Raw genomic sequence first — 26,819 nt, 5'->3', positions numbered from 1 at the left:
TAGTACCCGGTCACTGGGCCTGAAGCTGCGCGGCGGCCAGCTGCGCACACAAGGCCACGACCGCACAGGCTTTGGCCAGATCCGCCAGGCCCACGCAGGTGGGTGAGATGCGGATCAGGCTGTCATGGGGGTCCAGCCCGTAAGGGAAGGGCGCCCCTGCCGGCGTCAAGGCGACGCCAGCCTCGCGCGCCAGCTCCACGGTGCGCCGAGCGCATCCCTCACGCACTTGCAGGCTGACGAAATAGCCGCCTTGCGGCTGGCTCCAGCGAGCTGCTGGGGCGCCGTCAGGCGCGCTCGCGAATTGCTCGCGAAACACCTGGTCGACACAGGCAAATTTTGCCGCCAGCACCTCCTGCTGCGCCTGCATGTGCTGTTCCAGGCCGCCGCACCCCTCAAAAAACCGCACATGGCGCAGCTGATTGAGCTTGTCGGGCCCGATGGTGCGCAGGGCCCGGTGGCCCAGCCACCAGGCGAGGGTCGCCGGCGATCCGCCGAACAGCGCGAGGCCGGCCCCGGGAAACAGCACCTTGGACGTCGAGGCGAACATCAGCACCCGCTCGGCGTGCCCGGCGGCAGCGGCCAACCCACTGATGTCCTGGTTGGCCGGGCGAGCCGCGGTGAGGTGGTGCACGGCATAGGCGTTGTCCCAGAACAGCCGGAAGTCTGCCGCCGCCGTGGGCATCCGCGCCAGCCGCGCCACCACTTGGTCGCTATAGATGACGCCGCTGGGGTTGCTGTACTTGGGCACGCACCACATGCCCTTGATCGCCGCATCGCCGGCCACCAGCGCCTCCACTGCGTCCATGTCGGGGCCGTCGGCCAGCAGAGGCACCGGCAACATTTCGATACCGAAGGCTTCGCACAGGCTGAAGTGGCGGTCGTAACCCGGCACCGGGCAGATGAACTTGATTTGCGCCGCTTTGGTCCAGGGTTGCTGGCCGCTGCCCACGCCGTGCAGCATGGCGTAGCCCAGGGCTTCGTGCATCAAGGCCAGGCTGGAGTTTTCGCCGATCGCCACCTGCTCGGCAGGCAGGCCCAGCAGCGGCCCGGCGAGCAACTCGCGGGCCTCCGGCAGGCCTTGCAGGCCGCCGTAATTGCGCGTGTCGCTGCCGTCGCGGGCGCGCCAGTCGCCCGCCCCCGGCAGGGCCAGAAAGGTCTCGGCCAGGGCCAACTGCTCGGCAGCCGGCACGCCACGGGTCATGTTGATGTGCAAGCCTTCGGCGCAGACCTGCGCATAACGTTGCGACAATTGTTCCAGGTCGGCGATGGATGCCGGGGTGGCAGCGGCGACAGCGTGGGCAGAGGAGGGCATGGCAGTCTCGAAACGTCAGGGCGAGGGATGGGGCGGATTGTCCGGGCAGCGGGTTCGGTGGTAAAACGAATTAAACTCAAGCGATCCTTCAGTTTTGCTGATGAATATCCTGCAGGACGAACCCTCTTGAAAAAATTCGATCTGGACCAGCTGGCCATCTTCGTTGCCGTGGCCGATGCCGGCAGTTTCGTGCGCGGCGCCGAATGGGTACACCGTTCGCAGTCAGCCGTGAGCATGCAGATCAAAAGCCTGGAGGCACTCACGGGCCGGCCCTTGTTCGCCCGCACTACGCGCAACCTGGCGCTCACTGCCGATGGCCAGACCCTGCTCGGCTATGCCCGGCGGCTGTTGCAGCTGCGCGACCAGGCCTGGGGGGCGGTGGTGCATCCGCAACTGACCGGCCGGGTCGCCATCGGCGTGCCGGACGACTACGCCGCCACCTTGCTGCCGCCGGTGCTGCGACGTTTCTCGGCGAGCTACCCGGGGGTCGACATCGAAGTGGTGGGCCTGCCCAGTTACGCGCTGCTGCCGCTGCTGCGCAACAACCGCCTGGACCTGGCCTGCATGACCCGCATCGACGGCGTCAGCGGCGAATTCGTGCGCAATGAGCCGATGATCTGGGCGGGCTCGGCGCAAAACCGCCAGATCGGCCATGAGCGACCACTGCCGATTGCGGTGTTCGGCGCCGGCAGCACCTCGCGCACCCAGGCCATCCGCGCCTTGCAGGAGGCCGGTATCGCCTACCGCATGTCCTATGAAAGTCCGAGCCTGATGGGCCTGCTGAGCATGGTCGACGCCGGGCTGGCGGTGGCGCCGCTGGCGCGCTGCGCGGTGCCCGAGCGCCTGATACATCTGGGTACAGGGGAAGGCTTGCCCGCTCTCCCGGCGCTTGAAGTAGTATTGGCCCGCAGTGCCCGTTCCACACGGCCACCCTGCGACTTCCTGGCCGAGCAGATTCTCCTCGAATTGCGCCTGTAAGCCGCGCCGGCTGGATCTTTTGCCAGGATGAACAATCATAAAGGCTTCAACTTCAAAGGAGACGCGCATGCTCAGCCGGTTTTTCACCTTCACGGCCCTGCTCACCGCTCTGGTGGTCACCCCGGTCATGGCTGCCGACGATTCACCCCTGGTCAAGGATCGCGGCCAGTATCGCCCGTTGATCATCATCGCCCGCACCAGCGCCGACCCGGCGATCACCGAAGCCAAAAAGGCCCTGGCCGATCCTGTCACCGCCAAGGCTTTCAAGGACCGCAGCATGGTGCTCTACACCGTCGCCGGCACCATCGGCCAGCGTGACGGCAAGTACCTCGACCCCCAGCCGACCATGGCCATGATCCGCGAGCTCAAGCTGGGCGCCAGCGACTCGGCCTGGGTGGTGCTGGTGGGCAAGGACGGCGAGAAGAAGCTCGAAGACAAGGGCAGCGTCGACTTCAAGAAGATCTTCGACACCATCGACCAGATGCCCATGGCCGAGAAGGAAGCCGCAGCAGCCCCGGCCGAAGCACCGGCCAAACCCGCCGCCGCCGGCAAGAACGCCAAGGGCGGCAAGAACGCCAAGCCGGCTCCGGCAGAAGACGACGCACCCCCTTCGGGCCTGGACGACTGAAGCCTGGCGGAACGGGCTTGCGGCCGCCACGGTCACAAGCCTGACGCCCGCCATGAGCTTTCCATGCCTGATTCCTCTCCACCTCGCCAGTGGCTGCTCGCCCTGGCGTGTATGCCCGCCCTGTTGATCATCCTGCTTTTCGGCCTGTTCACCGGCCAGCTGGGCTCCAGCCTGATCGCCCTGGGTGGAGCCTTCACCGTGGGCTTTGGCGCCTTCAAGAAGTTCTCCGACTACCCGCTGGCGCCGATGGTGATCGTTACCCTGGGCATCAGCGGCTCGGCGTGGCTGGGCTCGCTGGCGGGCAACCACCTGGCCTCGATGCTACTGGTGGCGGCGCTGTGGGCGGCGCTCTGCGCGTGGATGGTGGCGGTGGAGGACGCCCTGTGGTGGATCGTGCTGCAGTGGGCGATCACCTTGTTCGTCGCCGGTGCCTACCCGGGTGGGCTGGCCCAGGCCGATCACCGGGCGCTGATGGTGCTGGCCGGCGGGGCCGTACAGGTGGCCACTTTCACCTGCTTTCAGAAGGCCTTGTATCGCGCGCAATGGACCCTGCGCCATCACGCCGTGCGAGCCAACTGGCAACGCATCCGCAGCGACTTTCAGGACCATTTCCGCCTGCGTCGCTACGGCCTGTACGCCGCCTCCGTGGTGGTCCTTTGCCTGCTTGTCGTGCATCTGACCGGGCTGCGCTACGGCTACTGGGCGCCGATGACCGCGCTCATCATTCTCAAATTGCACCCTCGGGATACCTTGAACAAGGGCGTGCAGCGTTTGCTCGGCACACTGGGCGGTTGCCTGGTTGCCACGCTGATTGCGCGCCTGGACGCCGGCTTCGGCGTGCTGGCCTGCGCCAGCCTGGCCAGCGCCTATATCGCGTATGGCCTGCAGAATGGGCGTTACAGTGTTTTCACCGTGTTCGTCACCGCCACCGCCGTGCTGACCGTGGCGCTGGGCGGTACGCCAGAGTGGCAGGCGGCCCTGGAACGGGCCGTGGCGACCCTGTTGGGCGGGGGACTGGCGATCTGCCTACTGGCGTTCGAAACCTGGCTGGCCGGGCGCCTGCACCCGCGCCGGAGGACCCCGGACGGGCCGGCGATCGACGGCTGAGCTTGCCAGGTTCGGGTTCTCTCCTACAGTTGGAGAAGGTGAAAACGATTTTCCAACAGGCCAAGGAACATCCCATGACCGACAGCACGGCAGCATCCGACCCGAGCGCAACGCCCGCCGACATCCTCGCTGACACCGGTTTCGTCAAGCAGGAATGGGAAGGGCGGCAGACCGACTGGCTGCTGCAATGGTTCGTCCAGTTCGTCAACAAGACCCCCCTGGAAGTGGGTATCACCCTGTCCATCGGCGGTGGCCTGGTGTCGGGCACGCTGATTTCCCACCACCAGTACTTCGAGGAACTGGCGGCGGACTTCTCCAAGCCCTTCGAAGCTTTCGACGGCCCCGAGGCCGAGCACGTCAAGGATTTGGTGCTGGGCTTCATCACGCCGCCGACGCCGGCGGGCGAGCGCGAGCCGGCGATGCAGTTCCTGCACCTGCGCGACGCCCGCCTGTACTCGGCAGGCGGCGAAGCCATCCCCAGCAAGGGCGCCCTGTGGCGCGGCAAGATCGCCGCAGTGGACGGTTTTTCCATGGGTGGGTTGAGCGCCAACCAGACTTGAGTCCAGGGCAGCGGCACAGCTGGAGGACAAAGCCCCAAGCTTTTCAACCCAGCCGATCAGCCAAGCCGCGCGGCCGCCCTGGCCACCACCTCGGCGCGCCGTGCCCGCGATGCTGCGGTATTGTCCCAGCCCTGGGCCAACACGGCCGCCGGTGCCGTCGCCGGGCTGCCCGCATCGAAGGGTGGCGCTGGCGCGTATTCGATCTGCAGCTGCAGTACCTGGGCGGTCTGCTCGTCGAACAGCTCGGCCACCAGGGTCAGGGCGAAGTCGATCCCGGCGGTGACGCCCCCGCCGGTAATCAGGTTGCCATCGCGGACCACCCGCTCCGCCACCGGTTCGGCGCCCAATGGCGCCAACAGGTCGTGATAGGCCCAATGGGTGGTCGCGCGCCGCCCGCGCAGCAGGCCGGCTGCACCGAGCACCAGGGCGCCGGTGCAGACCGAGGTCAAATAGCGCACGCTGGCAGCCTGCAGGCGCAGGAAATCCAGCACCTGCGCATCTTCCATCAAAGCTTCCACGCCGGCGCCGCCTGGCACGCACAACACATCCAGGGGCGGGCAGTCGGCGAAGCGGGTGTCGGCCAGCAGCACCAGCCCGGTGCTCGAGCGCACCGCGGTGCAATCCTTCCAGATCAGATGCACCTGCACGTCGGGCAACGCGGCGAACAGGTCGTAGGGGCCGGTGAGGTCCAGCTGCTGGACCTCGGGAAACAGCAGCAGGCCGATATGCAGGGTCATGTTCGGACTCCAGGTCAGGATGGGTGAGATAGACGAGTGCAGATTAGGCCGCTAGGCTTTGGCGTATTCGCCAATAACCCCACGGATCACGCCAAATGACTGTCAGGCTCGTCCACGTACTGACCTTTGCCGACGCCCAGGTGCTGGACGTCACCGGCCCCTTGCAAGTGTTCGCCTCGGCCAACGACATTCTGCGCCAGCGCGGTGTGCCGGCCCCCTATGTGGCCAGCGTCGTGGCTGCCCAGGCTGGGCCGGTGCGTTCGTCTTCGGGCCTGGCGCTGGTCGCCGAGGCATTGCCGGAGCAGGCTTCGGATACGCTGATCATCGCCGGCGGCTGGGGCGTGTACGCCGCCTCGGGCGATGCGGCACTGGTGGCCTGGATCAACCGCCATGCCCAGGCGTCGCGGCGGGTCGCCTCGGTCTGCTCCGGGGCGTTTCTGTTGGCGGCCACCGGCTTGCTGGAAGGTCAGCGCGTGGTCACCCACTGGTCGCGCTGTGAAGAACTGGCGCGGCGCTACCCGGGTCTGCAAGTGGAGGCCGACTCGATCTACATCCAGCAGGGCAAGCTATGGACCTCGGCCGGGGTCACTGCCGGCATCGATCTGGCCCTGGCCCTGGTCGAGGAGGACCTCGGCCGAGCACTGGCGCTTGAGGTGGCGCGGCAACTGGTGGTTTTCCTCAAGCGCCCTGGCGGCCAGGCGCAGTTCAGCGTGGCGCTGACTCAGCAGCAACGCGACAGCCGCTTTGGGGTCCTGCATGAGTGGATTGGCCAGCATTTGCAGGAGGCGCTGCCCATTGCCCGGTTGGCCGCTCAGGCCTGCATGAGCGAGCGCAGTTTTGTCCGCCACTACCGCGCCGAAACCGGCCAGACCCCGGCGCGGGCCATCGAGCTGATCCGTGTGGAAGCGGCGCGGCGTTTGTTGAGCGACACGGCGGCGCCGGTCAAGCGCATCGCGCGGCAATGTGGCTTCGGCAGCGAGGAAACCTTGCGCAGAAGCTTCCTGCGGGTCATGGCCGTGACGCCGCAGGCCTACCGCGAGAGGTTTTCGGGCTGACTCGAGCCGGGGCCGAGAGCGACGCTTCAGTCTTCGAAGGGCCCCAGGGCGACGAAGGCGCCGCCTTGATAGACCATCAGCGGATCGTCCGCCGCCAGGGCCGGCTGCGCCTCGATCTGCGCGCGCCACGGCTCGGAGCTGTCCTGGGGGTGGTAGCCCAGGTGGGCCGCGTAGCGGTTGTCCCACCACACGGTCTTGTTCGCCGAGACGCCGTAGACCACGGTGTGGCCAACGTCGCTGGCCGTCAGCCCGCGCTCGATCAACTGGGTCAGGTCGTCGTAGCTCAGGTAGGTGCTGAGCATGCGGCGGTTCTGCGGCTCGCTGAACGAAGAGCCGATGCGGATGCTCACCGTCTCGATGCCGTAGCGGTCGAAATAGAAGCTGGCGACGTCCTCGCCGTAGGATTTGGACAGGCCGTAGTAGCTGTCCGGTCGCCGTGCGCTGTGGGCGTCGAGGGTTTCGGTCTGCTTGTGAAAGCCGATGACGTGATTGGAGCTGGCGAAGATCACCCGCTTGACCCCGTGCCGGCGAGCCGCTTCGTAGATGTGGAAGACCCCGCTGATGTTGGCGGCGAGGATTTCCTCGAACGGCCGTTCGATCGACACCCCACCAAAATGCACGATGGCATCGACCCCTTCGACCAGCCGGTCAACCGCCTGCTTGTCGGCCAGGTCGCAAGGTTGCACTTCCTCGCTGGCGTCCCGCGGTGCGGCCATCTCGCTGATGTCCGACAGGCGCAGCACGCGTGCCAGCGGCCGCAGGCTGTCGCGCAGGACCTTGCCGAGGCCGCCGGCCGCGCCGGTCAGCAGCAGGCGATTGAACGGGGGTTGGGCGTTGGAAGGAGTTGCCATGGCAGGAGTCCTGGATTGTTATTAGAGGATGGTTGTCGTACAACATGTTCGGATTATCAAGACCTGCCGGACAGCCTGTCAACCGCCCAGATCATCCCGAGCGGCGCGTGCGCGTGCAGCAGGGGCAGCGCTTATCAACGCCAGTGATAAGTCACCAGCATGTTACGAAATATTTCTGAACCGCGTTGACAAGGGTTCGGCCGCCCGCCTATAAAGCAGGTTATACGACGACATATAACGTCGCGCAGCCAACACAAAAAAATAATAGAGTGGACCGCAATGAAAATAAAAGGAATCCGCTGGTGGATGGTCGCCCTGATCACCGCTGGTTTGATCGTCAACTACCTCGCGCGCAACACGCTCTCGGTCGCCGCGCCGACCATGATGAGCGAACTCTCCATCTCCACCGAACAGTACTCGCACATTGTCGTCGCCTGGCAGATGGGCTACGCCTTCATGCAGCCGGTGGCGGGGCTGATCGTCGATGCCATCGGCACCAAGCTGGGCTTTGCCGCCTTTGCCGTGGCCTGGTCGGCGGCCTGTGCAGCAGCGGCGCTGGCCACCGGCTGGCAGAGCCTGGCGTTCCTGCGTTGCCTGCTCGGCGTGACCGAAGCGGCGGGTTTCCCGGCGGGGATCAAGGCCACCACCGAGTGGTTCCCGGCCAAGGAGCGATCGGTCGCCATCGGCTGGTTCAACATCGGCTCGTCCGTGGGCGCCTTGCTGGCGCCGCCCCTGGTGGTGTGGGCCATCCTGCACGACGGCTGGCAGCTGGCATTCATCAGCGTAGGGGTGATGGGCGTCATCTGGAGCCTGCTCTGGCTGGTGCTGTACAAGCACCCGCTGAACCAGAAGCTGCTGGGCGACACTGAGCGCGACTACATTCTCGCCGGCCAGGAAACCCACCTCAAGGACGCGCCCAAGCAGCCAACCCAGTGGCGCAAGATCATCGGCACTCGCAACTTCTACGCCATCGCCTCGGCGCGGATTCTTTCCGAGCCGGCCTGGCAGACCTTCAATGCCTGGATTCCACTGTACCTGATGACCGAACGGCACATGAACATCAAGGAAATCGCCATGTTCGCCTGGCTGCCGTTCCTCGCCGCCGACATCGGCTGCGTGCTGGGTGGCTACCTCAGCCCGCTGTTCCACAAGTATTGCAAGGTGTCGCTGTTCACTTCGCGCAAGATGGTCATGCTGTTTGGTTGCTCGTGCATGATCGGCCCGGCCTGCATCGGCCTGGTCGAGTCGCCCTACACTGCAATTGCCTTGCTGTGCCTGGGCGGCTTTGCCCACCAGACCCTGTCGGGCGCGCTGTACTCGATCACTTCCGACTCGTTCGGCAAGAACGAAGTGGGCACCGCGACGGGCCTGGGCGGCATGTTCGGCTTCCTTGGCGCGGCGGCGTTCACCGCCGTGTTCGGCGTGATGGTGACCAAGGTCGGTTACGCTCCGCTGTTCGTGGTGCTGGCCGTGTTCGACATCATCGCCGCGATCATTATCTGGAACGTGGCGCGTCCGGTGGCCCCGCCACCCATGGGGACCGTGGTGCGTGATGGTGTCAGCCAAAGCGGCGCATTGCCTGCCGCCTGAGTGACACTCTGAACAGGCGTGAATAGAAAAGCCCCGAGGCGCGAGCCCCGGGGCTTTTTGTTGCAGTGCTTGGCGCAGCAGGATCAGCGCGGCCCTTCGCCCGGCGGGCCTTCAGGACGCGGACCAGGACCATAGCCAGGGCCACCGTGCGGCGCATAGCCCTGCATCTGCGGCGCCGGGCCGCGGTTATCGTGACCGTGGTGGTCCTCGTGCCCGTGCTTGAGCAGGTTGGACGCCGCGACGCCCAGTAGGCCACCGGCCACGCCGCCAACCACGGCACCCTCGGTGCCACCGACCTGATTGCCCACCACGGCACCCGCCGCCCCGCCGAGCACGGCACCGACCACGTTATCGGCCATTGCAGCACCGCTGCCCAGGCACAGCGCAGTGACCACCAGCGCGCAAAACTTCTTCATTGCATCGACCCATGAAAAAAAGAGCGCGATCGTGAAAGCCTTCGGCGTGCTTGGCAAGTCAATCCGGGTATCGGCCGTGACACAAAGGCCGGGCACCGGTGCACCGGTCAGTAGGTCAACTCACCACCCGATAGCAAGGCACATAGGCCGCGCCGCCCGGCAACTTCATGCGATGCTGTTCGACGAAGGCCTTGAGCAGCCGGTCCAGGGGTTGCATCACCGCAGCATCACCGTGAATCTCGTACGGCCCGTACTGCTCGATCAGGCGAATGCCCTTGTCCTTGACGTTGCCAGCGACGATGCCGGAGAACGCCCGGCGCAGGTTGGCGGCCAGCTCGTGGGGCGGCAGGTCGCGGCGCAGCTGCAGGCTGGCCATGTTCTCGTGGGTCGGGTCGAAGGGGCGCTGAAAGCCTTCCTCGATCTTCAGCAGCCAGTTGAAGTGAAAGGCGTCGTTGCGCTCGCGGCGAAACAGGCGCACGTCCTTGAGGGCGGCGGTCATCTGCCGGGCGACCTCCACCGGGTTGTCGATGATGATCTGGTAGTGCGCCTGGGCCGCTTCGCCGAGCGTGGCGCCGACGAATTCGTGCAGCTGCTGCAGGTAGGCCGCTGCACTGGCCGGGCCGGTGAGGATGACGGGGAAGGGCAGGCCCTGGTTGTCGGGGTGCATGAGGATGCCCAGCAGGTACAGGAACTCCTCGGCCGTGCCGGCCCCACCGGGAAAAATGATGATGCCGTGGCCGACGCGGACGAAGGCTTCCAGACGTTTTTCGATGTCGGGCAGAATCACCAGTTCGTTGACGATGGGGTTGGGCGCCTCGGCGGCGATGATGCCAGGCTCGGTCAGGCCCAGGTAGCGGCCGCCGTTGGTGCGCTGCTTGGCGTGGGCGATGGTGGCGCCCTTCATCGGCCCTTTCATCACCCCGGGCCCGCAGCCGGTGCAGATGTCCAGGCGGCGCAGGCCCAGCTCATGGCCGACCTTCTTGGTGTATTTGTATTCGTTGCTGTCGATGGAGTGGCCACCCCAGCACACGACGATCTTCGGCTCGACGCCGGCGCGCAGCGTGCGGGCGTTGCGCAGCAGGTGGAAGACGTAGTCGGTGATGCCCTGGGAGGTGCTCAGGTCGATGCCCGAGCTGTCCAGCTCGTTTTCGGTGAAGACGATGTCGCGCAGGGCGCTGAAGAGCATTTCCCGGGTACTGGCGATCATCTCGCCGTCGACGAAGGCGTCGGCCGGGGCGTTGAGCAGTTCCAGGCGTACGCCCCGGTCCTGCTGATGGATGCGCACCTCGAAGTCCGGATAGGCCTCCAGGATGGTCTTGGCGTTGTCGATATGCGCGCCGGTGTTGAGGATTGCCAGGGCGCACTGGCGGAACAGGGCGTAGACGCTGCCGGTACCGGCTTCGCTGAGCTGGTGCACTTCGCGTTGGGAGAGGGTTTCCAGGCTGCCTTTTGGGCTAACCGAAGCATTGATCACGTGTCTTGCGGCCATTCTGAGTTTCCTTGAGGCGACGCCTCGGCACATGCCGGGTGCATCGGAATAGTGATCGCCATTGGCGCTCTTGCCGGTCGCGGTGATGTCCTCCGTCTTCAGCCGACCTGCCCGCGACACACAGGCTGGCGCTGCAAAAATGGGCCTGCGCCCAGTCTAACCTCCAAATGCCCTTGTCTGGCAAGGGGTTAGAACCCATGGCAAGCAGCAATGCAACGCTTGCCTGCGGCGCGGTGCTCCACTACCTTGCTTGCATCCCCCCCGCTGGCCCGGCCCCCATGCTCGCAATCCTCGCCATCACGGCGCCGATCTACCTGATGATCATCCTGGGGTTCGCCTTTACCCGGCTGGGGTTGTTCGCCAAGGCGGAGATGCGCACCTTCGGCAAGTTCATCGTCAACCTGGCCATGCCGGCCCTGGTGTTCCGCGCCCTGTCGCAGCGCACCCTGGACGAGATCATGCACCTGGACTACCTGCTGGCGTACGCCCTGGGTTCGCTGGCGACCATTGCCCTGGGTTACTGGTGGTGTCGGCCGATCTCGCGGGTCGACCCCACGCGCGCGACCTTCTACGTAATCGGCATGTCCTGCTCCAACAGCGGCTTCATCGGCTACCCGATCCTGTTGCTGACCCTGGCGCCGGTGGCCGGGGTCGCGGTGGCACTGAACATGATCGTGGAGAACCTGCTGATCCTGCCACTGCTGCTGTTTCTCGCCGAGCGCGGGCGCCTGGGCCGCGGTGATTGGCGCATGGCGCTGCAGCCATTCCTGCGCCTGGCGCGCAACCCGCTGGTATTGGCCCTGCTGGCCGGGCTGCTGGTGTCGCTGAGCGGCTGGCAGCAGCCGGCGCCCATGCTGCGCACCGTGGACCTGCTGGCCAACGTCTCCAGTGCGCTGTCATTGTTCGTCATCGGTGGCACGCTGGTGGGCCTGCCACTGCGCGGCACGCTGCGCCAGGCGTTGCCGATCAGCGCCGCCAAGCTGCTGCTGCATCCGTCGATGGTGTTGCTGTGCATTTTCCTGCTGCCGCTGCTGGGCTTTGCGCCGATGCAGCCGATGTTCGCCATGGCGGCCGTGCTGATGGCCGCCGTGCCGATGGCGAGCATCTACTCGACCCTGGCCCAGGCCTACGGCCATGAGGCATTCACCGCCGTGACCCTGCTGGTGACCACGGTGGCGTCGTTCTTCAGCCTGAGCGCGCTGTTGCTGGTGATGCACAGCCTGCCGTCGTTCAGGCAGGCGGTTGGCGGCTGAGCGCTCAGCGCCCGCGGCGGGGCCGCGAGACCACCGACTCGATGTTCCGGCGCCCGATCAGCGGCGCGCGCTCGCTGACCGGGGCCTGCAGCCATTTGTACATCACCAGGCAGTCGACCAGGCCCAGGGTGCGGTGACGATACGCTTTGGGCAGACGCCCGACTGTTTCGAAGCCCAGCTTGTGCCACAGCGCCACCGCCACTTCGTTGCTGGCCACCACCGAATTGAACTGCATGGCCAGAAAACCCGACTCGCTCGCCAGGCGCTGCGAATGCTCGCACATCAGCCGCGCCACGCCACGGCCACGGGCAGCGGCGGTGACCATGTAACCGCAGTTGCACACATGATCGCCGGGGCCGGCAGCGTTGGCCTTGAGGTAATAGCTGCCCAGCAGCTCGCCGTCCTCTTCGGCCACCAGGGTGTGCAGGGGCAGTTCCAGCCACAGGTGGCGGGCCTGCGGCTCGGTGAGCGCCGGGTCATAGGCGTAGGTCTGCTGGTCGACGACCACGGCCTGGAAGGTCGGCCAGAAGTGCGGGAAGTCGGCGGCGGTCATGGGGCGGATGTGAATCATGTGCGGGCTCTGGAGCGGGGGACAAGGTGATTGGGGGGCAACATCAGAACGGCAATGTATCACCCATGTGGAAATAGCCGCCATTGGGGCCGTCGGCGGGCAGGGTGGCCAGCAGCACGCTGGTCTTGGCGCCGTCGACGATGCTCAGCGGCGCGGCGCTGCCGCCCATGTCGGTCTGCACCCAGCCAGGGTGGGCGCAGTTGACCTTGGTGGTGGAGCCGCGCAGCTCATAGGCCAGGTGCAGGGTCCAGGCGTTGAGCGCGGTCTTGGAGCTGTCGTAGGCGGTGGCCTTGGCGTGGTAGATGGGCGACTCGGGGTCGGCGTGCAGGGCCAGCGAGCCGAGGATGCTCGACAGGTTGACGATGCGCCCGGCCGGGGCCGATTGCACAAGCGGCAGCAGTTTCTGGGTCAAGGCCACCGGGGCGAAGAAGTTGACCTCGAAGGTCTCGCGAAGCACCTGCCCGGGCAAGGTCGACGGCTGGTACAGGTTTTCGACGCCAGGTTCGCCTTCCAGATGCACGCCGGCGTTGTTGATGAGAATGTCGAGGCGGCCCACTTCGGCCTGGAAGTAATCGAACGCGGCCTGGTGATCGGCCGGCTGGGTGACGTCGAACACCAGCGCATCGGCCTCCACGCCGCTGGCCTGAAGGTCCGCCAGGGCCGCTTCGCCGGCCTCGACGCTGCGCGCGCCGATCACCGGGAAAACCCCGAGAAGCCCTAGCTGGCGGGCTGTTTCCAGGCCGATGCCGCGGTTGCCGCCGGTAATGAAAGCGATCCTGCCGTGGCCGGCCTTGATGTCGGCGAGTCGGGATACAAGGGTCATGGCGTGGTTCCTCATGGGTTGCTGGGCATGCCGTCAGCGTAGAGCATCAGCGCCGGTATGGGCGCGGGTTCAGCCCGCCAGTTGCTCGCCGCGCTGGCTGGCCGCCTCGTCGTAGACGATGTACAGCTGTTCGGCGACCTGGCTCTTGATTGCCTTGGCGCTTTCCAGGCCAAAGACGAAGCCCTCGGCCTTGCCGGCGGCGCGGTTGAGGGTGGCGGCATCGTCGGCGCCGAGGATGGCGTCGAACAGGCGCGCGGCATCGGGGCCAACGCCCTTGGGCAGGTTGATGGATTCCAGGCTCATGGGGCAGTTCCTTGTCTCGGTGGCTCTGCACGGCTGATGAGCAGAAGGCGGTCAAATAGCCGTCCAGCTTAGGGCAAGCCGGGTGGCTTGGCGAGGGCTGCGGCCGAAATGAGCACGATAGCCTTTGCCGCATGGCGCGCCACCATGCTGGCGATATAAGCTCAGCGTGACAGCTCCCATGTTCAACCCGTGAAGCCCCTTCGTGAAATTCAAACTGCCGACCACCGCCACCGCACCGTTCTGCCCCTCCGCCGTGGAGGACAGCGTCACCATTCCCGCCGGGGCTTCGCTTCTGCGCAAGCTGATGCTGTTCGCCGGCCCCGGCTTGCTGGTTTCCATCGGCTACATGGACCCGGGTAACTGGGCGACGGCCATCGAAGCCGGCTCGCGCTTCGGCTATTCGCTGCTGTTCGTGGTGGTGCTGGCGAGTCTGGCCGGCATGGTCCTGCAAAACCTCTGCTCGCGCCTGGGCATCGTCACCGGCCGCGACCTGGCGCAGCTCAGCGCCGAGCGCTACAGCCCCCGGGTAGCCAAGGGCCAATGGCTGCTGGCGGAGCTGTCGATCACCGCCACGGACCTGGCCGAGGTCCTCGGCGCGGCCTTGGCCTTTCATTTGTTGCTGGGGGTGTCGATCACCGTCGGGGTGCTGCTGACCGCATTCGACACGCTGATCGTGCTGGCCCTGCAGGGGGCCAACTTTCGCCGTCTGGAAGCCATCGTGATGGGCCTGATCGCGACCATTGCCGGGTGCTTCATCGTCGAGCTGGCGCTGATCAAGCCGTTCTGGCCAGAGGTTGCCGCTGGCCTGCGGCCGTCCTGGGACGTGCTTAGCCAGCAGCAGCCGCTATACCTGGCAATCGGTATCCTGGGTGCCACGGTGATGCCGCACAACCTCTACCTGCACTCGTCGGTAGTGCAGACCCGCGCCCGTAACGGCACGCCCAAGGCTAGTGCGATCCGCTATGCGCGGCTCGATACCATTGCCTCGTTGACCCTGGCGCTGTTGATCAATGCGGCAATCCTGATCCTCGCCGCTGCGGCGTTCCATCACAGCGGCCACACCGATGTGGTGGAAATCCAGGACGCCTACCATCTGCTCGACCCCTTGGTGGGCGGCACTCTGGCCAGCATCCTGTTCGGCGTGGCCCTGTTGGCGTCTGGGCAGAGCTCGACCTTTACCGGGACCATCGCCGGCCAGGTGGTCATGGAAGGCTTTCTGCACACGAAGATTCCCTGCTGGCAACGGCGCCTGATCACCCGCGGCCTGGCCCTGGTGCCCGCCTTGATCGGCGTGCTCTGGGCGGGGGAGAGTGCGGTCGGGCAGCTGCTGGTGTTGAGCCAGGTGGTGCTCAGCCTGCAACTGCCGTTCGCCTTGTGGCCGCTGATCAGGTTCACCAGCGACCGCCGGCTGATGGGTGAATTCGCCAACAGCCGCCTGACCCGCTGTACCGCCTGGGGCCTGTTCGGGTTGATCACCCTGGCCAACCTGGTGCTGATCTATTTCTGGGTCGCCTGATCGCCCGCTAGCGGTTGGCCGCGATCAAGGCCAGCGCCTCGCTGCGGTCCAGCGGTCGGCGCAGCCGCTCGGCCAGCAACGCCGTCAGGCGTGGCCGTTGGCAGGCGACTACGGCCTTGACCTGATCGTTGTCCAGCAGCAGCGCAGCAAAGTTGAAGCCTTGCAGATCGCCGTCGATGTGGCTGTCCTGCCAGTCGGCGGCGTGCCCCAGGTAGTCCAGGCGCTTCTCGAAATGCAGCGTCCAGAAGAACGGCACCTCGAGGAATGGCGCATCGCCGCCCAGCATGTTGTGCGCCGCCAACCGCGCCTGCTGCTGGGCCAGGCGCCAGTGTTCGATGCGCGTCGGCTGGCCTGCCAGCGGGAAGCTGGCGATGTCGCCGACCGCCCACAGGCCATCGGCGGCGCGCAGGTGCGAGTCCACCGGCACGCCGCCATCCTCGGCCAGGGCAACGCCCGACAGCAGCTCGGTGACTGGCTTGACGCCCACCCCGAGCAGCACGAGATCAGCGCTCAAGCGCTCGCCATTGTCCAGCTCTACCACCTGCAGCCGGCCTTCGCCCCGGCAGGCCCGGGCCTGGGCGTCGCTGCGGTAGCTCACGCCGTTGCGCCGGTGCAGGTCGAGCAGGGCCTGGCCAACCTGTTCGCCGAACTGACGGGCGAAGGGAATCGCGCTGTGGCCCAGGATCGTGACCTGCATGCCGAAGGTACGCAGGGCCGAAGCGCATTCCATGCCGATGAAGCTGTCGCCGACGATCACCGCGTGGCCGCCCTTGCGCGCGCTGGCGAGGATGGCGCCGGCCTGATCCCGCGAGCGCAGCACGAACACCCCGGGCAGATCGACCCCCGGCAGTGCCGGAATCCGTGGTGTGCCACCGGTAGCCACCAACGCGGCGTCATAGGCCAGGTGGCCGCCGTCGGCCAACTCGATGGTCTTGCCCGCGACGTCGATGCGGCGCACCTCGGCGTCCAGCCGTTCGACTTGATGCAGCGCCCAGTAATCGGCGTCGCGCAGCGGCGGCACCTGGTCCGCGGGCATCTTGCCAGCGACCACGAATTTGCTCAGCGCGGTGCGGTCGTAGCCGGCCGCCGGCTCGCGGTCGAGCAACACCAGGCGGCCGCCGAAGCCTTGCTCGCGCAAGGCGCAGGCCGCAGCCGTACCCGCCGCCCCGGCGCCGACCACGACAAAGGTCCGGGCATCGGGTCGCTGGCTGCGGGCGCTGGAGGGCAGCGGCTGGTCACCGACCCGCACCGCGCCATCCTGCACCTGCACCGGGTAGGCCTTGAGCGCGTCGAGCGCCGGTGGCTCGCACAGTGCGCCGGTTTCCAAGGCGAAGGCTGCCTTGTGCCAGGGGCAGATGATCCTGCCGTCGCACAGCGCCCCTTCGGCCAGCGGCGCACCGGCGTGCGGGCACTCGCCCTGGTAGGCCTTGACGTGGTCGGCCACGCGCACGAGCAGGATTTTCAGGTCGCCGATTTGCACCTGGGTGGCGCGATCTTCCGACAGGGCATCCAGACGGGCGACGGTGTGCAGGTTCATGGCTGATCTCCGGTAGCGGGCTTTCATTCACTGCAAAGAAATCGAGTGAACACGCGGCCCGAAGGTTCAGAGAATCTCGCTGATACCAGCCGAGCCCTTCGCCAGCTACGTCGGCTCCAACACCAACGAAGGCTGGACTTCAGCGGGCGCCAGCCACTTGCGGTGCGTGCCTCACTGGCGCTGCAGGGCCAGTGCCACGCCCTGGCCGCCACCGATGCACAGGGTCGCCAGGCCTTTCTTGGCGTCGCGCTTGAGCATTTCGTGGAGCAAGGTCACCAGCACCCGGCAACCCGACGCGCCGATCGGGTGGCCGATGGCGATGGCGCCGCCATTGACGTTGACGCGAGCCATCTCCCAGCCCAGCTCCTGGCCCACCGCCAGCGACTGCGCGGCAAATGCCTCGTTGGCTTCGATCAGGTCCAGTTGGTCGAGGCTCCAGCCGGCCTTGGCGAGGCAGCGACGGGTCGCGCTGACCGGGCCGATGCCCATGATCGCCGGATCGACCCCGGCGTTGGCATAGGCGGCGATGCTCGCCAGCACCGGCAAACCGAGCTGCGCGGCCTTGCTGGCGCTCATCAGCAGCACGGCGGCGGCGCCGTCGTTGAGGCTCGAGGCATTGCCGGCGGTCACGCTGCCCTCCTTTCTGAATGCCGGGCGCAGCTTGGCCAGGGCTTCGGCACTGGTGCCGGCACGGGGTTGCTCGTCGGTGTCGAACAGCAGCGGCTCGCCCTTTTTCTGGGTGATGGCCACCGGGGTAATCTCGTCCCTGAAACGGCCGGCCTCGAGGGCAGCGCTGGCCTTGTGCTGAGAGGCGGCGGCGAATTCGTCTTGAGCCTGACGGCTGATGTTGAATTTGTCCGCGAGATTTTCCGCAGTGATGCCCATGTGGTAGTCGTTGAAGGCGTCCCACAGACCGTCGCTGATCATGCTGTCGACCAGCGGTGCGTTGCCCATGCGCAGGCCGGTGCGGGCGCCGGGCAGCACGTACGGCGCCAGGCTCATGTTCTCCATGCCGCCGGCGATGATCACCTCGGCATCGCCGCAGCGAATCGCCTGAGCCGCCAGGTGCAGGGCCTTGAGGCCGGAGCCGCAGACCTTGTTCAAGGTCATGGCCGGCACCGCGAAGGGCAGGCCGGCGTGGATTGCCGCCTGGCGCGCCGGGTTCTGCCCGGCCCCGGCGGTGAGCACCTGGCCGAGGATCACTTCGTCGACGGCGGCGGGGTCCAGGCCGGTCTGCGCAAGCAGTGCGCGAATCACCGTGGCGCCGAGTTCGACCGCAGGTACGTGGGCCAGCGCGCCCTGGAAACTGCCGACGGCAGTGCGGGTGGCGGCAACGATGACGACGTCTTGCATGGGGGCATTCCTCTGAGGGCTCGGGGCCGGTTAGTTGTAATGAGAGGGCAGGGCGAGTGGCCGATTGTCGGGCAGCGCCATTCATTTGATAAGTTTAAATTTCAAACGAGTTGGAAGGTCCCGGCAAATGAATGTAGGGTGACGCGCCCGACGCATGGCCGCTGCCGGCAATCAAGCCAGAGCGTCATCGGTCGATATCCATGAGTAACCTCTGCCACCGAGAATCGCAGATGACCCCGCTTTCGGCCGACGACCGCACCCAGGTGCTGGAAGACGCCTCTTTCCAGTTCTGGCGGCACATTCGCCCCATCGTGCAGATCGCCATGGCGATTCACGTGCTGTTGCTGCTCATGTTCGTGGCTTTGGACATTCCGGCGCTGTACCTGGGCAATGCCCTGAGCCTGTTCGCCTATGCCGGCTGCGAAATGGCGCTGCGCCGCCGGCGTTTTCGCCTGGCGGGCATGCTCATCTGCAGCGAGATCATCCTGCACGCGGCCCTGGCCACCTGGGTGCTGGGCTGGGACAGCAACTTCTATATGTACATGTTCTGCACCGTGCCGATCCTCGCGTTCAGCTTCCAGACCGCGCCGGTACGCCGCGCCCTGCTGAGCATGAGCATCCTGCTGGTGCTGCTGGGCGGCTACACGCTGCGCCGCCGGCTGGGCCTGGCACACCCGCTGTCTCCCGGGCTGATGGACACCTTCGGCATCGGCAACATCGTCTTTGCCACGGCGCTGCTGATGCAGACCGCCAAGCTGTCGGTGCGCTTCACCCGCTCGATGCACTACCACCTGTTCCAGAAGGCCAACCGCGACAGCCTGACAGACCTCTACACGCGCCGGCGCATCCTCCAGCGGGTGCCGCAGTTGCTGCCAGGGGTACCGGTGGCAGTGGTGATGCTCGATATCGACCACTTCAAGGACATCAACGACCGCTACGGCCATGACCGTGGTGACCTGGTGCTGCAGCGCGTCGCCCAGGCGATCAACGACAGCGTGCGCCTCACTGACATGGCGTCGCGCTGGGGCGGTGAGGAATTCATGGTGCTGATGCCTGATACCTCCATGGAGGAGGCCCGCCAGGTGGCCGAGCGCATCCAGCTGCGCCTGCGCCAGGTGCCCCTGAGCGAGGAGGTCGATGCGCGCCAGGTCACCGCCACCTTCGCCATTGCCCAGATACGCCCGGGCGAGGACTTTCTCGACGGCCTCAAGCGCACCGACCAGGCGCTGTACGAGGGCAAGCAGCGCGGCCGCGACCGTATCATGCAGGCGCACTGACCCGCCAAAGCGGCCCAATCAAAAAAATCGATACCTGCTTAAGCATTTCACAGGCTCGCTTGCGCGCCGGCTCACCTATCCTGCGCCCACATAAAAACAACACAGGGTTTGCGCGATGATCACTCCAATCGTGGACATCAAGAGCTGGATCGACGGCCGTTCCGTCTCCCGCTATCAATGGCTGGTGCTTGGCCTCTGTTTCCTGATTGTGACCTTCGACGGGCTGGATGCGGCCATGATGGGCTTCATCGCCCCGGCGGTGATTCAGGACTGGAACATCACCCGCGCGGCGTTCGGCCCGATCCTGGCCGCGGCCATGGTCGGCCTGGCGATTGGTGCATTGCTGTCCGGGCCCTGGTCCGACCGCCTCGGTCGGCGCCGCGTGCTGCTCTGGGCGGTGGCCGGCTTCGGCCTGTGCAGCGTGTTCTGCGCCTTCGCCCAGACCCCGGCGCAGCTGGCCGCCTTGCGCCTGCTGACCGGCCTGGGCCTGGGCGCGGCGATGCCCAACAGCACCACCCTGTTGTCCGAATACGTGCCCAAGCGCCTGCGCGGCCTGCTGATTACCTTGATGTTCATGGGTTTCGGCCTGGGCTCGGCCATGGGCGGCTTCGTGGCGGCCTGGCTGATTCCTACGCACGGCTGGCATTCGGTGTTGCTGCTGGGTGGCGTACTGCCGCTGCTGCTGTGGCCGCTGCTGTATTTCAAACTGCCTGAATCGGTCGACCTGATGATCAACCGCGGCTTTCCCCGGGCGCGCATCATGGCCGTGCTGCAGCGCATGGGCGGGCAGTTCGACGAGCGCACCCAGTTCTTCGTCGGCGAGCCGAAGGCGGCCGGCAGCGGCAAGGTGCGCCAGCTGTTCACCGCCGACTATCGGCGCCGCACCCTGAGCCTGTGGGCGACCTATTTCATGGGGCTGATCGTGATCTACCTGCTCACCGGGTGGATGCCGACGCTGATCAAGGACGCCGGCATCAGCCTGGAGCGCGCCGCGATCATCACGTCGATGTTCCAGCTGGGCGGCCTGATGGGGATCGTCCTCACCGGCTACCTGATGGACCGCTTCAACCCCAAGCGCATCATCGCCCTGGCCTATGTCGGCGGCGCGTTGTGCATCTTTGCCCTGGGCTTCGTCGACATCGGCGCCTCGGCAGTGGGCGTGCTGGTGTTCGCCGCCGGCTTCTGCATGAACGGCGCACAGACCGGCCTCAACGCTTTCGCCCCTGGCCAGTACCCGACCGATTTTCGCGCCACCGGGGTCAGCTGGATGCTTGGCATCGGCCGCTTTGGCGGCATCCTCGCCTCCATGAGCGGCGGCCTGCTGCTGAGCCTCGGCCAACCGATGAACGTCATTTTTGCAGTACTGGGGGTGCCGGCGTTGTTCGCCGCACTGGCTATCCTTGCCGGACCACGCCCGGTGACCGAGGGCGTGCCGGTGGCAGCCCTGTGACTGCACCTCGTCAACACTCAACAGCTTCGGAGAAGTAACCATGGCGCGAATCATCGGCGGCCTCGCCGTCTCCCACACGCCCACCATCGGCTTTGCGGTCGACCACGACAAGCAGGACGAGGCGGCCTGGGCGCCGATATTCGAAAGCTTCAAGCCGATCAAGGCATGGCTGGCGCAGAAGAAGCCGGACGTCCTCTTCTACATCTTCAACGACCACGTCACCTCGTTCTTCTTCGACCACTATTCGGCCTTCGCCCTGGGCGTCGACGACCATTACGACGTCGCCGACGAGGGTGGCGGCAAGCGCGACCTGCCGGCCATCGGCGGCCATGCGGCGCTGTCGCGGCACATCGGCAACAGCCTGATGGCCGACGAATTCGACCTGTCATTCTTTCGCGACAAGCCGATCGACCATGGCCTGTTCTCGCCGATGTCGGCGCTGATGCCGTTCAAGGACGGCTGGCCAGTGCAGGTGGTGCCGCTGCAGGTCGGCGTGTTGCAGTTCCCGATTCCCAGCGCGCGGCGCTGCTACAACCTGGGCCTGGCCCTGCGCCGCGCCATCGAGAGTTATCCCGAAGACCTTGCCGTGGCCATTGTCGCCACCGGCGGGGTCTCGCACCAGGTCCACGGCGAGCGCTGCGGTTTCAACAACCCGCAGTGGGACGCGCAGTTCCTCGACCTGCTGGTCAACGACCCGCAGCGCCTGACCGAAATCACCCTGGCCGAATACGCCACCCTGGGCGGCATGGAGGGTTCCGAGGTGATCACCTGGCTGATCATGCGTGGCGCCTTGTCGGCCAATGTGCACAAGCTGCATCAGGACTACTACCTGCCGTCGATGACCGGCATCGCCACCTTGCTCCTGGAAAACCAGGCGCAGGCCACCCCGCTGGACGCGCAGCTGCAGGAGCGTCACCGCCAGCACATGGCCCATCAGCTGGCCGGCATCGAGCAACTGCCCGGCACCTACCCGTTCACCCTGGAACGCAGTCATCGCGGCTATCGCCTCAACCGGTTCCTGCACAACCTGATCGACCCGGCCTGGCGCCAACGCTTTCTCGACAACCCCCAGGCGCTGTTCGAAGAGCACCGGCTGACAGCCGAGGAATGCTCGCTGGTCACCGCGCGCGACTGGCAGGGGTTGATCCGCTACGGCGCGATCTTTTTCCTGCTGGAAAAGCTCGGCGCGGTGGTGGGCGTGTCCAACCTGCATATCTACTCGGCGATGAAGGGGCTGAGCCTGGAAGAATTCCAGAAGACCCGCAACCAGCAGGTCACCTACTCGGTGGCGGGCAAGCGCTAGACGCTTTGCGCCGCCACCTGGCGGATCTGCTCCAGCAAGGCCTGCGCCGCCGGCGAGTGCAGGCCGTTGCGCCGGTAGATCAAACCGATCGGCCGGTAGGTGTCGCGCAGCTGCAAGGTCAGCGGGCGCAGCTCGCCGGAGGCGATTTCGTATTCCAGCTGGTGCGCCGAGACCACCGCCAGCATGTCCGAACGCATCAGCAGGCCACGGATGATGGCCATGTCGCCGGTCTCTACCACCGGCGCCAGTGGCGCGCGGCCCAGCCCGGCAAAGTGCGCTTCGAGCAGCACCCGCGCCGGGGTGTCGGCGCGCGGCAGCACCCAGCGCGCGTCGCCGAGGTCATCCAGGCTGACCGCCTGGGCCAGCAGCGGGTGTTCGCGGCGAGCGAGGATGACCATTTCTTCGGTCAGCAGCTGTTCGCCGTGCAGGTCGCTGGCGTAGTCGTTCGAACGCAGCGCGCCGAGCACGAAATCCACATCCCCCGCACGCAGTTCCATGGCCAGCAGGTTGAACGGGCTTTCGTTGGTCGCCACGCGCACCCCGGGGTGACGGGCCAGCAGGCGCACAATGGCTTCGGGAAGAATGCGCGTGCGCCCCAGCGGCAGCGCGCCGACGGTCACCACCCCCTGCAACGAGCCTTTGAGCAGAGCAACGTCGTCGGGGATGTGGCGCAACTCGTTGAGCACCCGGCGCACGGGCAGCAACATGTCCTGGCTCGCGCGGGTCGGCTGCAGGCCGCGCGCGGTGCGTTCGAACAATACTTTGCCGGCGCCGTCCTCGAGCACCTTGAGTGCGGCGCTGATGGCCGGCTGAGTCAGGCCGAAGGTGTTGGCCACGGTCTGCATGTGCTGGGTCTCGCAGAGCTTGACGAAGATTTCCAGGCGCCGGGTCTGCAGCAGATACAGCGGCTCGTGCGGAGCATGCCCGAGCAGCGCCGGGATGGCCTCCAGTTCAGCCAGCACCCGTTGCGCCCGCGGCAGGATCGACTTGCCTTGAGGGGTGAGCAGCATGCCGCTGGCGTGGCGCTCGAACAGCTGCACGTCGAGGTCCAGCTCCAGGTCGCGGATCGAGCGGGTCACCACCGACTGCGCGCGCAGCAGCGCCTGGGAGGCGCGCGAGACGCTGCCATGCTCGGCGATGCGCACGAAGGCGCGGATCTGCATCAAATGGGGCAGGGCGGTCACGGCGGCTCCAGGTCGTGGACAAGCGCCTATTATGAAGAGCGCATAAACAAAAAGTATAGCCATCGCAGGGTTACGCATTGGGCCCGGCCGCCCCGGGCTGTCAGCATTTGCCCATGCCTGTCGTCACTGCTATCCGAAGGACTGCCCTCATGAACAATAATGCCAACACCCCGAACAAGACCGCCCTGGTGGTCAGCGCCCACTCCGCCGACTTCGTCTGGCGCGCCGGCGGCGCCATCGCCCTGCACGGCGAGCAAGGCTACGCGGTGCACATCGTCTGCCTGTCGTTCGGCGAGCGCGGCGAGTCGGCCAAGCTTTGGCGCAAGGGTAGCGAGATGACCGAGAGCAAGGTCAAGGCCGCGCGCCGCGAAGAAGCGCAGAAGGCCGCCGATATCCTCGGCGCCACCGTGGAATTCTTCGACATCGGCGACTACCCGATGCGGGCCGACAAGGAAACCCTGTTCCGCCTGGCGGACGTGTTTCGCCGGGTGCAGCCCGAGTTCGTGCTCAGCCACTCGCTCAAGGACCCCTACAACTACGACCATCCGCTGGCCATCCACCTGACCCAGGAGGCGCGCATCATCGCCCAGGCCGAGGGTTATCGGCCGGGCGAGAAGATCGTCGGCGCACCGCCCGTGTACAGTTTCGAGCCGCACCAGCCGGAGCAGTGCGAGTGGAAGCCCGATGTGCTGCTGGACATCAGCTCGGTGTGGGACCGCAAATATGCCGCCATCCAGTGCATGGCCGGCCAGGAGCACCTGTGGGAGTACTACACCCGGGTCGCCCTGCAACGTGGCGTGCAGGCCAAGCGCAACATCGGCATCACCGCCCACAAAGACATCATCTACGGCGAGGGCTACCAGAGCATCTTCCCTCGCGTCACGGAGAACCTGGGATGAACCTGATCGGCAAGACCGGCATCGTGATCCGCAACATCCCGCGCGGCGACGCGGTACTGGTCGACGAACTCAGCCGCTACGGCGTGGCCACCGTGCACGAGGCCCAGGGCCGCAAGGGCCTGCTGGCGTCCTACATGCGCCCCGTGCAGCAGGATGTCGCCATCAGCGGCTCGGCCGTCACCGTGCTGGTGGCGCCGGGCGACAACTGGATGTTCCATGTGGCGGTGGAGCAGTGCCAGCCGGGAGACATCCTGGTGGTGGCGCCAAGCTCGCCCTGCACCGACGGCTTCTTCGGCGACCTGCTCGCCACTTCGCTGCAAGCCCGCGGTGTGCGCGCCCTGGTGCTCGATGCCGGCGTGCGCGACACCCGGACTCTGCGCGAAATGGGCTTTCACGTGTGGTCGCGGGCGGTGCACGCTCAAGGCACCATCAAGGAAACCCTGGGGTCGGTGAACATCCCGCTGGTGTGCGCCGGGCAGCTGGTGTACCCCGGCGATGCGGTGCTGGCCGATGACGACGGCGTGGTCATCGTGCGCCGCGAGGAGCTGGCCCAGGTGGTCGAAGCCAGCCGCAAGCGCGCTGACCTTGAAGAGGCCAAGCGGCTGCGCCTGGCCGCCGGCGAACTGGGCCTGGACATCTACGCCATGCGTGCGCGCCTGGCCGAGAAGGGCCTCAAGTACTACGACAGCCTCGATCAGGTCGAGGGGTGAGGCAGCCATGAGCCAGACGCGCATTCCCTGCCTGCTGATGCGGGGCGGGACCTCCAAGGGGACCTATTTTCTCGCCGATGACCTGCCCAAGGATCCGCAGGTTCGCGATGCGGTGCTGCTCGCCGCCATGGGCTCGCCGGACGCCCGGCAGATCGACGGCGTCGGTGGCGCCGATTCCTTGACCAGCAAGGTGGCGATCATCCGCCGCTCCAGCCGGCCAGGCATCGACGTCGACTATCTGTTCGCCCAGGTGGTGGTGGACGAGCCGCGGGTGGACTACGGGCAGAACTGCGGCAACATTCTCGCCGGCGTCGGGCCATTCGCCCTCGAGCGCGGCCTGGTCGAGCCGCGCGGCGAGCTGACGCGGGTGCGCATCTTCATGGAGAACACCGGGCAGACCGCCACGGCCGTGCTGCGCACCCCGGGCGGCGAGCTGCGTTATGACGGCGACGCGCGTATCGACGGCGTGCCGGGGACCGCAGCGCCAGTGATCGTCGAGTTTGACGACATCGCCGGTTCCAGCTGCGGCGCCTTGTTGCCCAGCGGGCGGGTACGCGACGTGCTGGACGGGGTCGAGGTGACCCTGATCGACAACGGCATGCCGGTGGTGCTGCTGCGCGCCGCCGACCTTGGCCGCAGTGGCTACGAAAGCCGCCAGCAGCTGGACGCCGACAGCGAGCTCAAGGCCCGTCTGGAATCGATCCGCCTCAAGGCCGGGGAGCTGATGAACCTGGGGGACGTGCGCGAGCGCACGGTGCCGAAGATGACCTTGATCGCCGCGCCGGTGGCCGGCGGCGCGGTCAGCAGCCGCAGCTTCATCCCGCACAAATGCCATGCCTCGATCGGGGTATTCGGCGCGGTCAGCGTGGCCTCGGCCTGCCTGTTGCCGGGGTCGGTGGCGGACGGGCTGGCGGCAGTGGCCGAAGGCAGCGACGTGCGCCTGTCGGTGGAGCATCCCACCGGTGAATTCACCGTACAGCTCAAGCTGGACAACGGCGCCCTGGCCGGCTGCGGTCTGCTGCGCACCGCCCGTTTGCTGTTCGACGGCATGGTCTGCGTGCCGCGCTCGGTCTGGGCCGGTTGAATCGGTACACCGGCAGCGGCGTCACGACAACGCCGGCAACGCCCCCAGCTTGGCCCGGTAGTAGAGCATCGGCGACACCGCCTGCTCGGGCAGGATCAGGTTCTTCACCTCGCCGACCATGATCGCATGGTCGCCGCCTTCGTATTCGCGCCACAGCTCGCACTCGATGATCGCGGTGGCGTGGGGCTTGCCCTCCGGGCCCAACAGCGGGTTGCCCAGCGCGCTCAGGTGCCACTCGATCGCCTTGGCCTTGTCCTTGCCCTTGCTGGCGAAGGCATAGGCCTCGGCCTGCTGTTCAGCGCCGAGCAGGTGGATGGCGAAGCGCTTGCGAGCCTGCAGGAGTGGGTAGGTGTCCGATTCGTAGTTGGGACAGAACAGCACCAGTGCCGGGTGGATCGACAGCGCACTGAAGGCGCTGGCCGTGATGCCGGCAATGCCGCCGTCGGCGTCCAGGGTGGTGACCACGGTGACCCCCGAGGGGAATGACGCCATCACGTCTTTGTAGATGCTGGGTTCGATCATTTCAGTCCACCTTGTCAGCGCACAGTGAAGATTGGGGGCAGGGTTGCCGGGGAAGATGGCGCCTACAGTGTCAGCGTGTTTGCCGGTGCGGCGCAAGGTGGTGAGCGCGCTTCTACTAGTATTTTGGTAAAAGCCTCTAATCAAGGGGTTGCAGGGCTTGACCGCGCAGGCTTAAGCTGAAAGTCAAAGATCCATTGGCAGGCTCGATGGTCTTGATAGGAAATGTTCAAGACTGCCGACCGCAGAGTCGGCTAAAAGTACAACTAAAAGCACAGTCGCAAGTGCAGCAACACCTGCAAGAGAGCCAAAGA

Annotated in this window: 26 protein-coding genes; 14 read left to right on the top strand and 12 right to left on the bottom strand. The window is 66.3% G+C overall.

Translation table 11 applies throughout. The features are described 5' to 3' along the window. Window positions 1–10 precede the first annotated feature (10 nt). Window positions 11–1,312 carry an aminotransferase class I/II-fold pyridoxal phosphate-dependent enzyme gene (locus tag SFA35_RS13900; protein ID WP_320571124.1) on the bottom strand — a complete coding sequence of 434 codons (1,302 nt, stop codon included), beginning with the start codon at window positions 1,310–1,312 and terminating at the stop codon, window positions 11–13. Between the two features lie 126 nt (window positions 1,313–1,438). Between SFA35_RS13900 and SFA35_RS13895 the strand changes: the two genes are divergently transcribed. From SFA35_RS13895 to gvpU, 4 genes are all read left to right on the top strand, one after another. Next, complete coding sequence (locus SFA35_RS13895) at window positions 1,439–2,290, top strand: LysR substrate-binding domain-containing protein (protein WP_320571123.1); 852 nt, start codon at window positions 1,439–1,441, stop codon at window positions 2,288–2,290. Between the two features lie 67 nt (window positions 2,291–2,357). Continuing rightward, window positions 2,358–2,918 (top strand): DUF4174 domain-containing protein, encoded by a 561-nt coding sequence (locus tag SFA35_RS13890; RefSeq protein WP_320571122.1) that lies wholly within the window; start codon window positions 2,358–2,360, stop codon window positions 2,916–2,918. Window positions 2,919–2,981: 63 nt separating this feature from the next. Next, on the top strand, window positions 2,982–4,025 hold the full coding sequence (locus SFA35_RS13885) for an FUSC family protein (protein ID WP_320571121.1): 1,044 nt from the start codon (window positions 2,982–2,984) through the stop codon (window positions 4,023–4,025). A 74-nt stretch (window positions 4,026–4,099) separates the two neighbouring features. Further along, window positions 4,100–4,585 carry a gas vesicle accessory protein GvpU gene (gene gvpU / locus SFA35_RS13880; protein ID WP_320571120.1) on the top strand — a complete coding sequence of 162 codons (486 nt, stop codon included), beginning with the start codon at window positions 4,100–4,102 and terminating at the stop codon, window positions 4,583–4,585. 56 nt (window positions 4,586–4,641) lie between these two features. Here the strand turns inward: gvpU and SFA35_RS13875 are convergent, their stop codons facing one another. After that, window positions 4,642–5,322 (bottom strand): DJ-1/PfpI family protein, encoded by a 681-nt coding sequence (locus tag SFA35_RS13875; RefSeq protein WP_320571119.1) that lies wholly within the window; start codon window positions 5,320–5,322, stop codon window positions 4,642–4,644. A gap of 95 nt (window positions 5,323–5,417) precedes the next feature. Between SFA35_RS13875 and SFA35_RS13870 the strand changes: the two genes are divergently transcribed. Then, a complete protein-coding gene (locus SFA35_RS13870) occupies window positions 5,418–6,377 on the top strand; it encodes a GlxA family transcriptional regulator (RefSeq protein ID WP_320571118.1) in 960 nt (319 codons plus the stop codon). 26 nt (window positions 6,378–6,403) lie between these two features. Here the strand turns inward: SFA35_RS13870 and SFA35_RS13865 are convergent, their stop codons facing one another. After that, the gene (locus tag SFA35_RS13865; protein WP_320571117.1) at window positions 6,404–7,228 is read right to left on the bottom strand and encodes an NAD(P)-dependent oxidoreductase; all 825 of its coding nucleotides are present in this window, start codon (window positions 7,226–7,228) and stop codon (window positions 6,404–6,406) included. A gap of 306 nt (window positions 7,229–7,534) precedes the next feature. Between SFA35_RS13865 and SFA35_RS13860 the strand changes: the two genes are divergently transcribed. Beyond that, complete coding sequence (locus tag SFA35_RS13860) at window positions 7,535–8,818, top strand: MFS transporter (protein WP_320579027.1); 1,284 nt, start codon at window positions 7,535–7,537, stop codon at window positions 8,816–8,818. Between the two features lie 83 nt (window positions 8,819–8,901). On the opposite strand, the gene SFA35_RS13855 is transcribed toward SFA35_RS13860, so the two are convergent. Next, on the bottom strand, window positions 8,902–9,234 hold the full coding sequence (locus tag SFA35_RS13855; RefSeq protein ID WP_320571116.1) for a glycine zipper 2TM domain-containing protein: 333 nt from the start codon (window positions 9,232–9,234) through the stop codon (window positions 8,902–8,904). 115 nt (window positions 9,235–9,349) lie between these two features. Next, window positions 9,350–10,723, bottom strand: coding sequence for a nucleotide 5'-monophosphate nucleosidase PpnN (ppnN, locus tag SFA35_RS13850; RefSeq protein ID WP_320571115.1), 1,374 nt, complete (start codon window positions 10,721–10,723; stop codon window positions 9,350–9,352). 278 nt (window positions 10,724–11,001) lie between these two features. Between ppnN and SFA35_RS13845 the strand changes: the two genes are divergently transcribed. After that, window positions 11,002–11,976, top strand: coding sequence for an AEC family transporter (locus SFA35_RS13845; protein WP_320571114.1), 975 nt, complete (start codon window positions 11,002–11,004; stop codon window positions 11,974–11,976). Window positions 11,977–11,980: 4 nt separating this feature from the next. Here SFA35_RS13845 and SFA35_RS13840 read toward each other — a convergent pair whose 3' ends face one another. The 3 genes from SFA35_RS13840 to SFA35_RS13830 all read right to left on the bottom strand — a co-directional run bounded on the left by SFA35_RS13840 (window position 11,981) and on the right by SFA35_RS13830 (window position 13,673). After that, entirely contained in the window at window positions 11,981–12,547 is a 567-nt protein-coding gene (locus SFA35_RS13840; protein ID WP_320571113.1) for a GNAT family N-acetyltransferase, read from the bottom strand. 43 nt (window positions 12,548–12,590) lie between these two features. Beyond that, window positions 12,591–13,370, bottom strand: coding sequence for an SDR family oxidoreductase (locus tag SFA35_RS13835; protein ID WP_320571112.1), 780 nt, complete (start codon window positions 13,368–13,370; stop codon window positions 12,591–12,593). A gap of 69 nt (window positions 13,371–13,439) precedes the next feature. Continuing rightward, window positions 13,440–13,673, bottom strand: coding sequence for a hypothetical protein (locus SFA35_RS13830; protein WP_320571111.1), 234 nt, complete (start codon window positions 13,671–13,673; stop codon window positions 13,440–13,442). 253 nt (window positions 13,674–13,926) lie between these two features. On the opposite strand from SFA35_RS13830, the gene SFA35_RS13825 reads away from it, so the two are divergent. After that, complete coding sequence (locus SFA35_RS13825; protein ID WP_320579025.1) at window positions 13,927–15,189, top strand: Nramp family divalent metal transporter; 1,263 nt, start codon at window positions 13,927–13,929, stop codon at window positions 15,187–15,189. Window positions 15,190–15,196: 7 nt separating this feature from the next. Here the strand turns inward: SFA35_RS13825 and SFA35_RS13820 are convergent, their stop codons facing one another. Together SFA35_RS13820 and SFA35_RS13815 are read right to left on the bottom strand one after the other, a co-directional pair. Beyond that, window positions 15,197–16,726: an FAD-dependent oxidoreductase gene (locus SFA35_RS13820; protein ID WP_320571110.1), complete on the bottom strand. Its 1,530-nt coding sequence runs from the start codon at window positions 16,724–16,726 to the stop codon at window positions 15,197–15,199. A gap of 171 nt (window positions 16,727–16,897) precedes the next feature. Continuing rightward, window positions 16,898–18,079: an acetyl-CoA C-acetyltransferase gene (locus tag SFA35_RS13815; RefSeq protein WP_320571109.1), complete on the bottom strand. Its 1,182-nt coding sequence runs from the start codon at window positions 18,077–18,079 to the stop codon at window positions 16,898–16,900. 230 nt (window positions 18,080–18,309) lie between these two features. Here SFA35_RS13815 and SFA35_RS13810 point away from each other — a divergent pair, with 230 nt between their 5' ends. The 3 genes from SFA35_RS13810 to SFA35_RS13800 all read left to right on the top strand — a co-directional run bounded on the left by SFA35_RS13810 (window position 18,310) and on the right by SFA35_RS13800 (window position 22,109). After that, window positions 18,310–19,356: a diguanylate cyclase gene (locus tag SFA35_RS13810; protein WP_320571108.1), complete on the top strand. Its 1,047-nt coding sequence runs from the start codon at window positions 18,310–18,312 to the stop codon at window positions 19,354–19,356. A gap of 115 nt (window positions 19,357–19,471) precedes the next feature. Next, window positions 19,472–20,806, top strand: a complete 1,335-nt coding sequence (locus SFA35_RS13805; RefSeq protein ID WP_320571107.1) for an aromatic acid/H+ symport family MFS transporter — start codon at window positions 19,472–19,474, stop codon at window positions 20,804–20,806. 40 nt (window positions 20,807–20,846) lie between these two features. Further along, the gene (locus SFA35_RS13800) at window positions 20,847–22,109 is read left to right on the top strand and encodes a gallate dioxygenase (protein ID WP_320571106.1); all 1,263 of its coding nucleotides are present in this window, start codon (window positions 20,847–20,849) and stop codon (window positions 22,107–22,109) included. Here SFA35_RS13800 and SFA35_RS13795 read toward each other — a convergent pair. Beyond that, complete coding sequence (locus SFA35_RS13795; RefSeq protein WP_320579023.1) at window positions 22,106–23,272, bottom strand: LysR family transcriptional regulator; 1,167 nt, start codon at window positions 23,270–23,272, stop codon at window positions 22,106–22,108. The two genes, SFA35_RS13800 and SFA35_RS13795, sit on opposite strands and share 4 nt — an antisense overlap. 170 nt (window positions 23,273–23,442) lie before the next feature. Here SFA35_RS13795 and galB point away from each other — a divergent pair, with 170 nt between their 5' ends. From galB to SFA35_RS13780, 3 genes are read left to right on the top strand one after another with little or no spacing between them, the layout of a single operon-like run. Beyond that, complete coding sequence (galB, locus tag SFA35_RS13790) at window positions 23,443–24,192, top strand: 4-oxalmesaconate hydratase (RefSeq protein ID WP_320571105.1); 750 nt, start codon at window positions 23,443–23,445, stop codon at window positions 24,190–24,192. Continuing rightward, window positions 24,189–24,902, top strand: coding sequence for a 4-carboxy-4-hydroxy-2-oxoadipate aldolase/oxaloacetate decarboxylase (locus SFA35_RS13785; protein WP_320571104.1), 714 nt, complete (start codon window positions 24,189–24,191; stop codon window positions 24,900–24,902). Before galB ends, SFA35_RS13785 begins: the two co-directional genes overlap by 4 nt. Before the next feature lie 7 nt (window positions 24,903–24,909). Continuing rightward, the gene (locus tag SFA35_RS13780; protein ID WP_320571103.1) at window positions 24,910–25,986 is read left to right on the top strand and encodes a 4-oxalomesaconate tautomerase; all 1,077 of its coding nucleotides are present in this window, start codon (window positions 24,910–24,912) and stop codon (window positions 25,984–25,986) included. Window positions 25,987–26,007: 21 nt separating this feature from the next. Here the strand turns inward: SFA35_RS13780 and SFA35_RS13775 are convergent, their stop codons facing one another. Beyond that, window positions 26,008–26,508, bottom strand: a complete 501-nt coding sequence (locus tag SFA35_RS13775; protein WP_320571102.1) for a flavin reductase family protein — start codon at window positions 26,506–26,508, stop codon at window positions 26,008–26,010. Window positions 26,509–26,819 lie beyond the last annotated feature (311 nt).

Source organism: Pseudomonas sp. HR96, from assembly GCF_034059295.1.
Lineage (GTDB): Bacteria > Pseudomonadota > Gammaproteobacteria > Pseudomonadales > Pseudomonadaceae > Aquipseudomonas.
The sequence above is the reverse complement of the archived record's forward strand: the minus strand, read 5'-3'. Positions and strand labels throughout refer to the sequence as shown.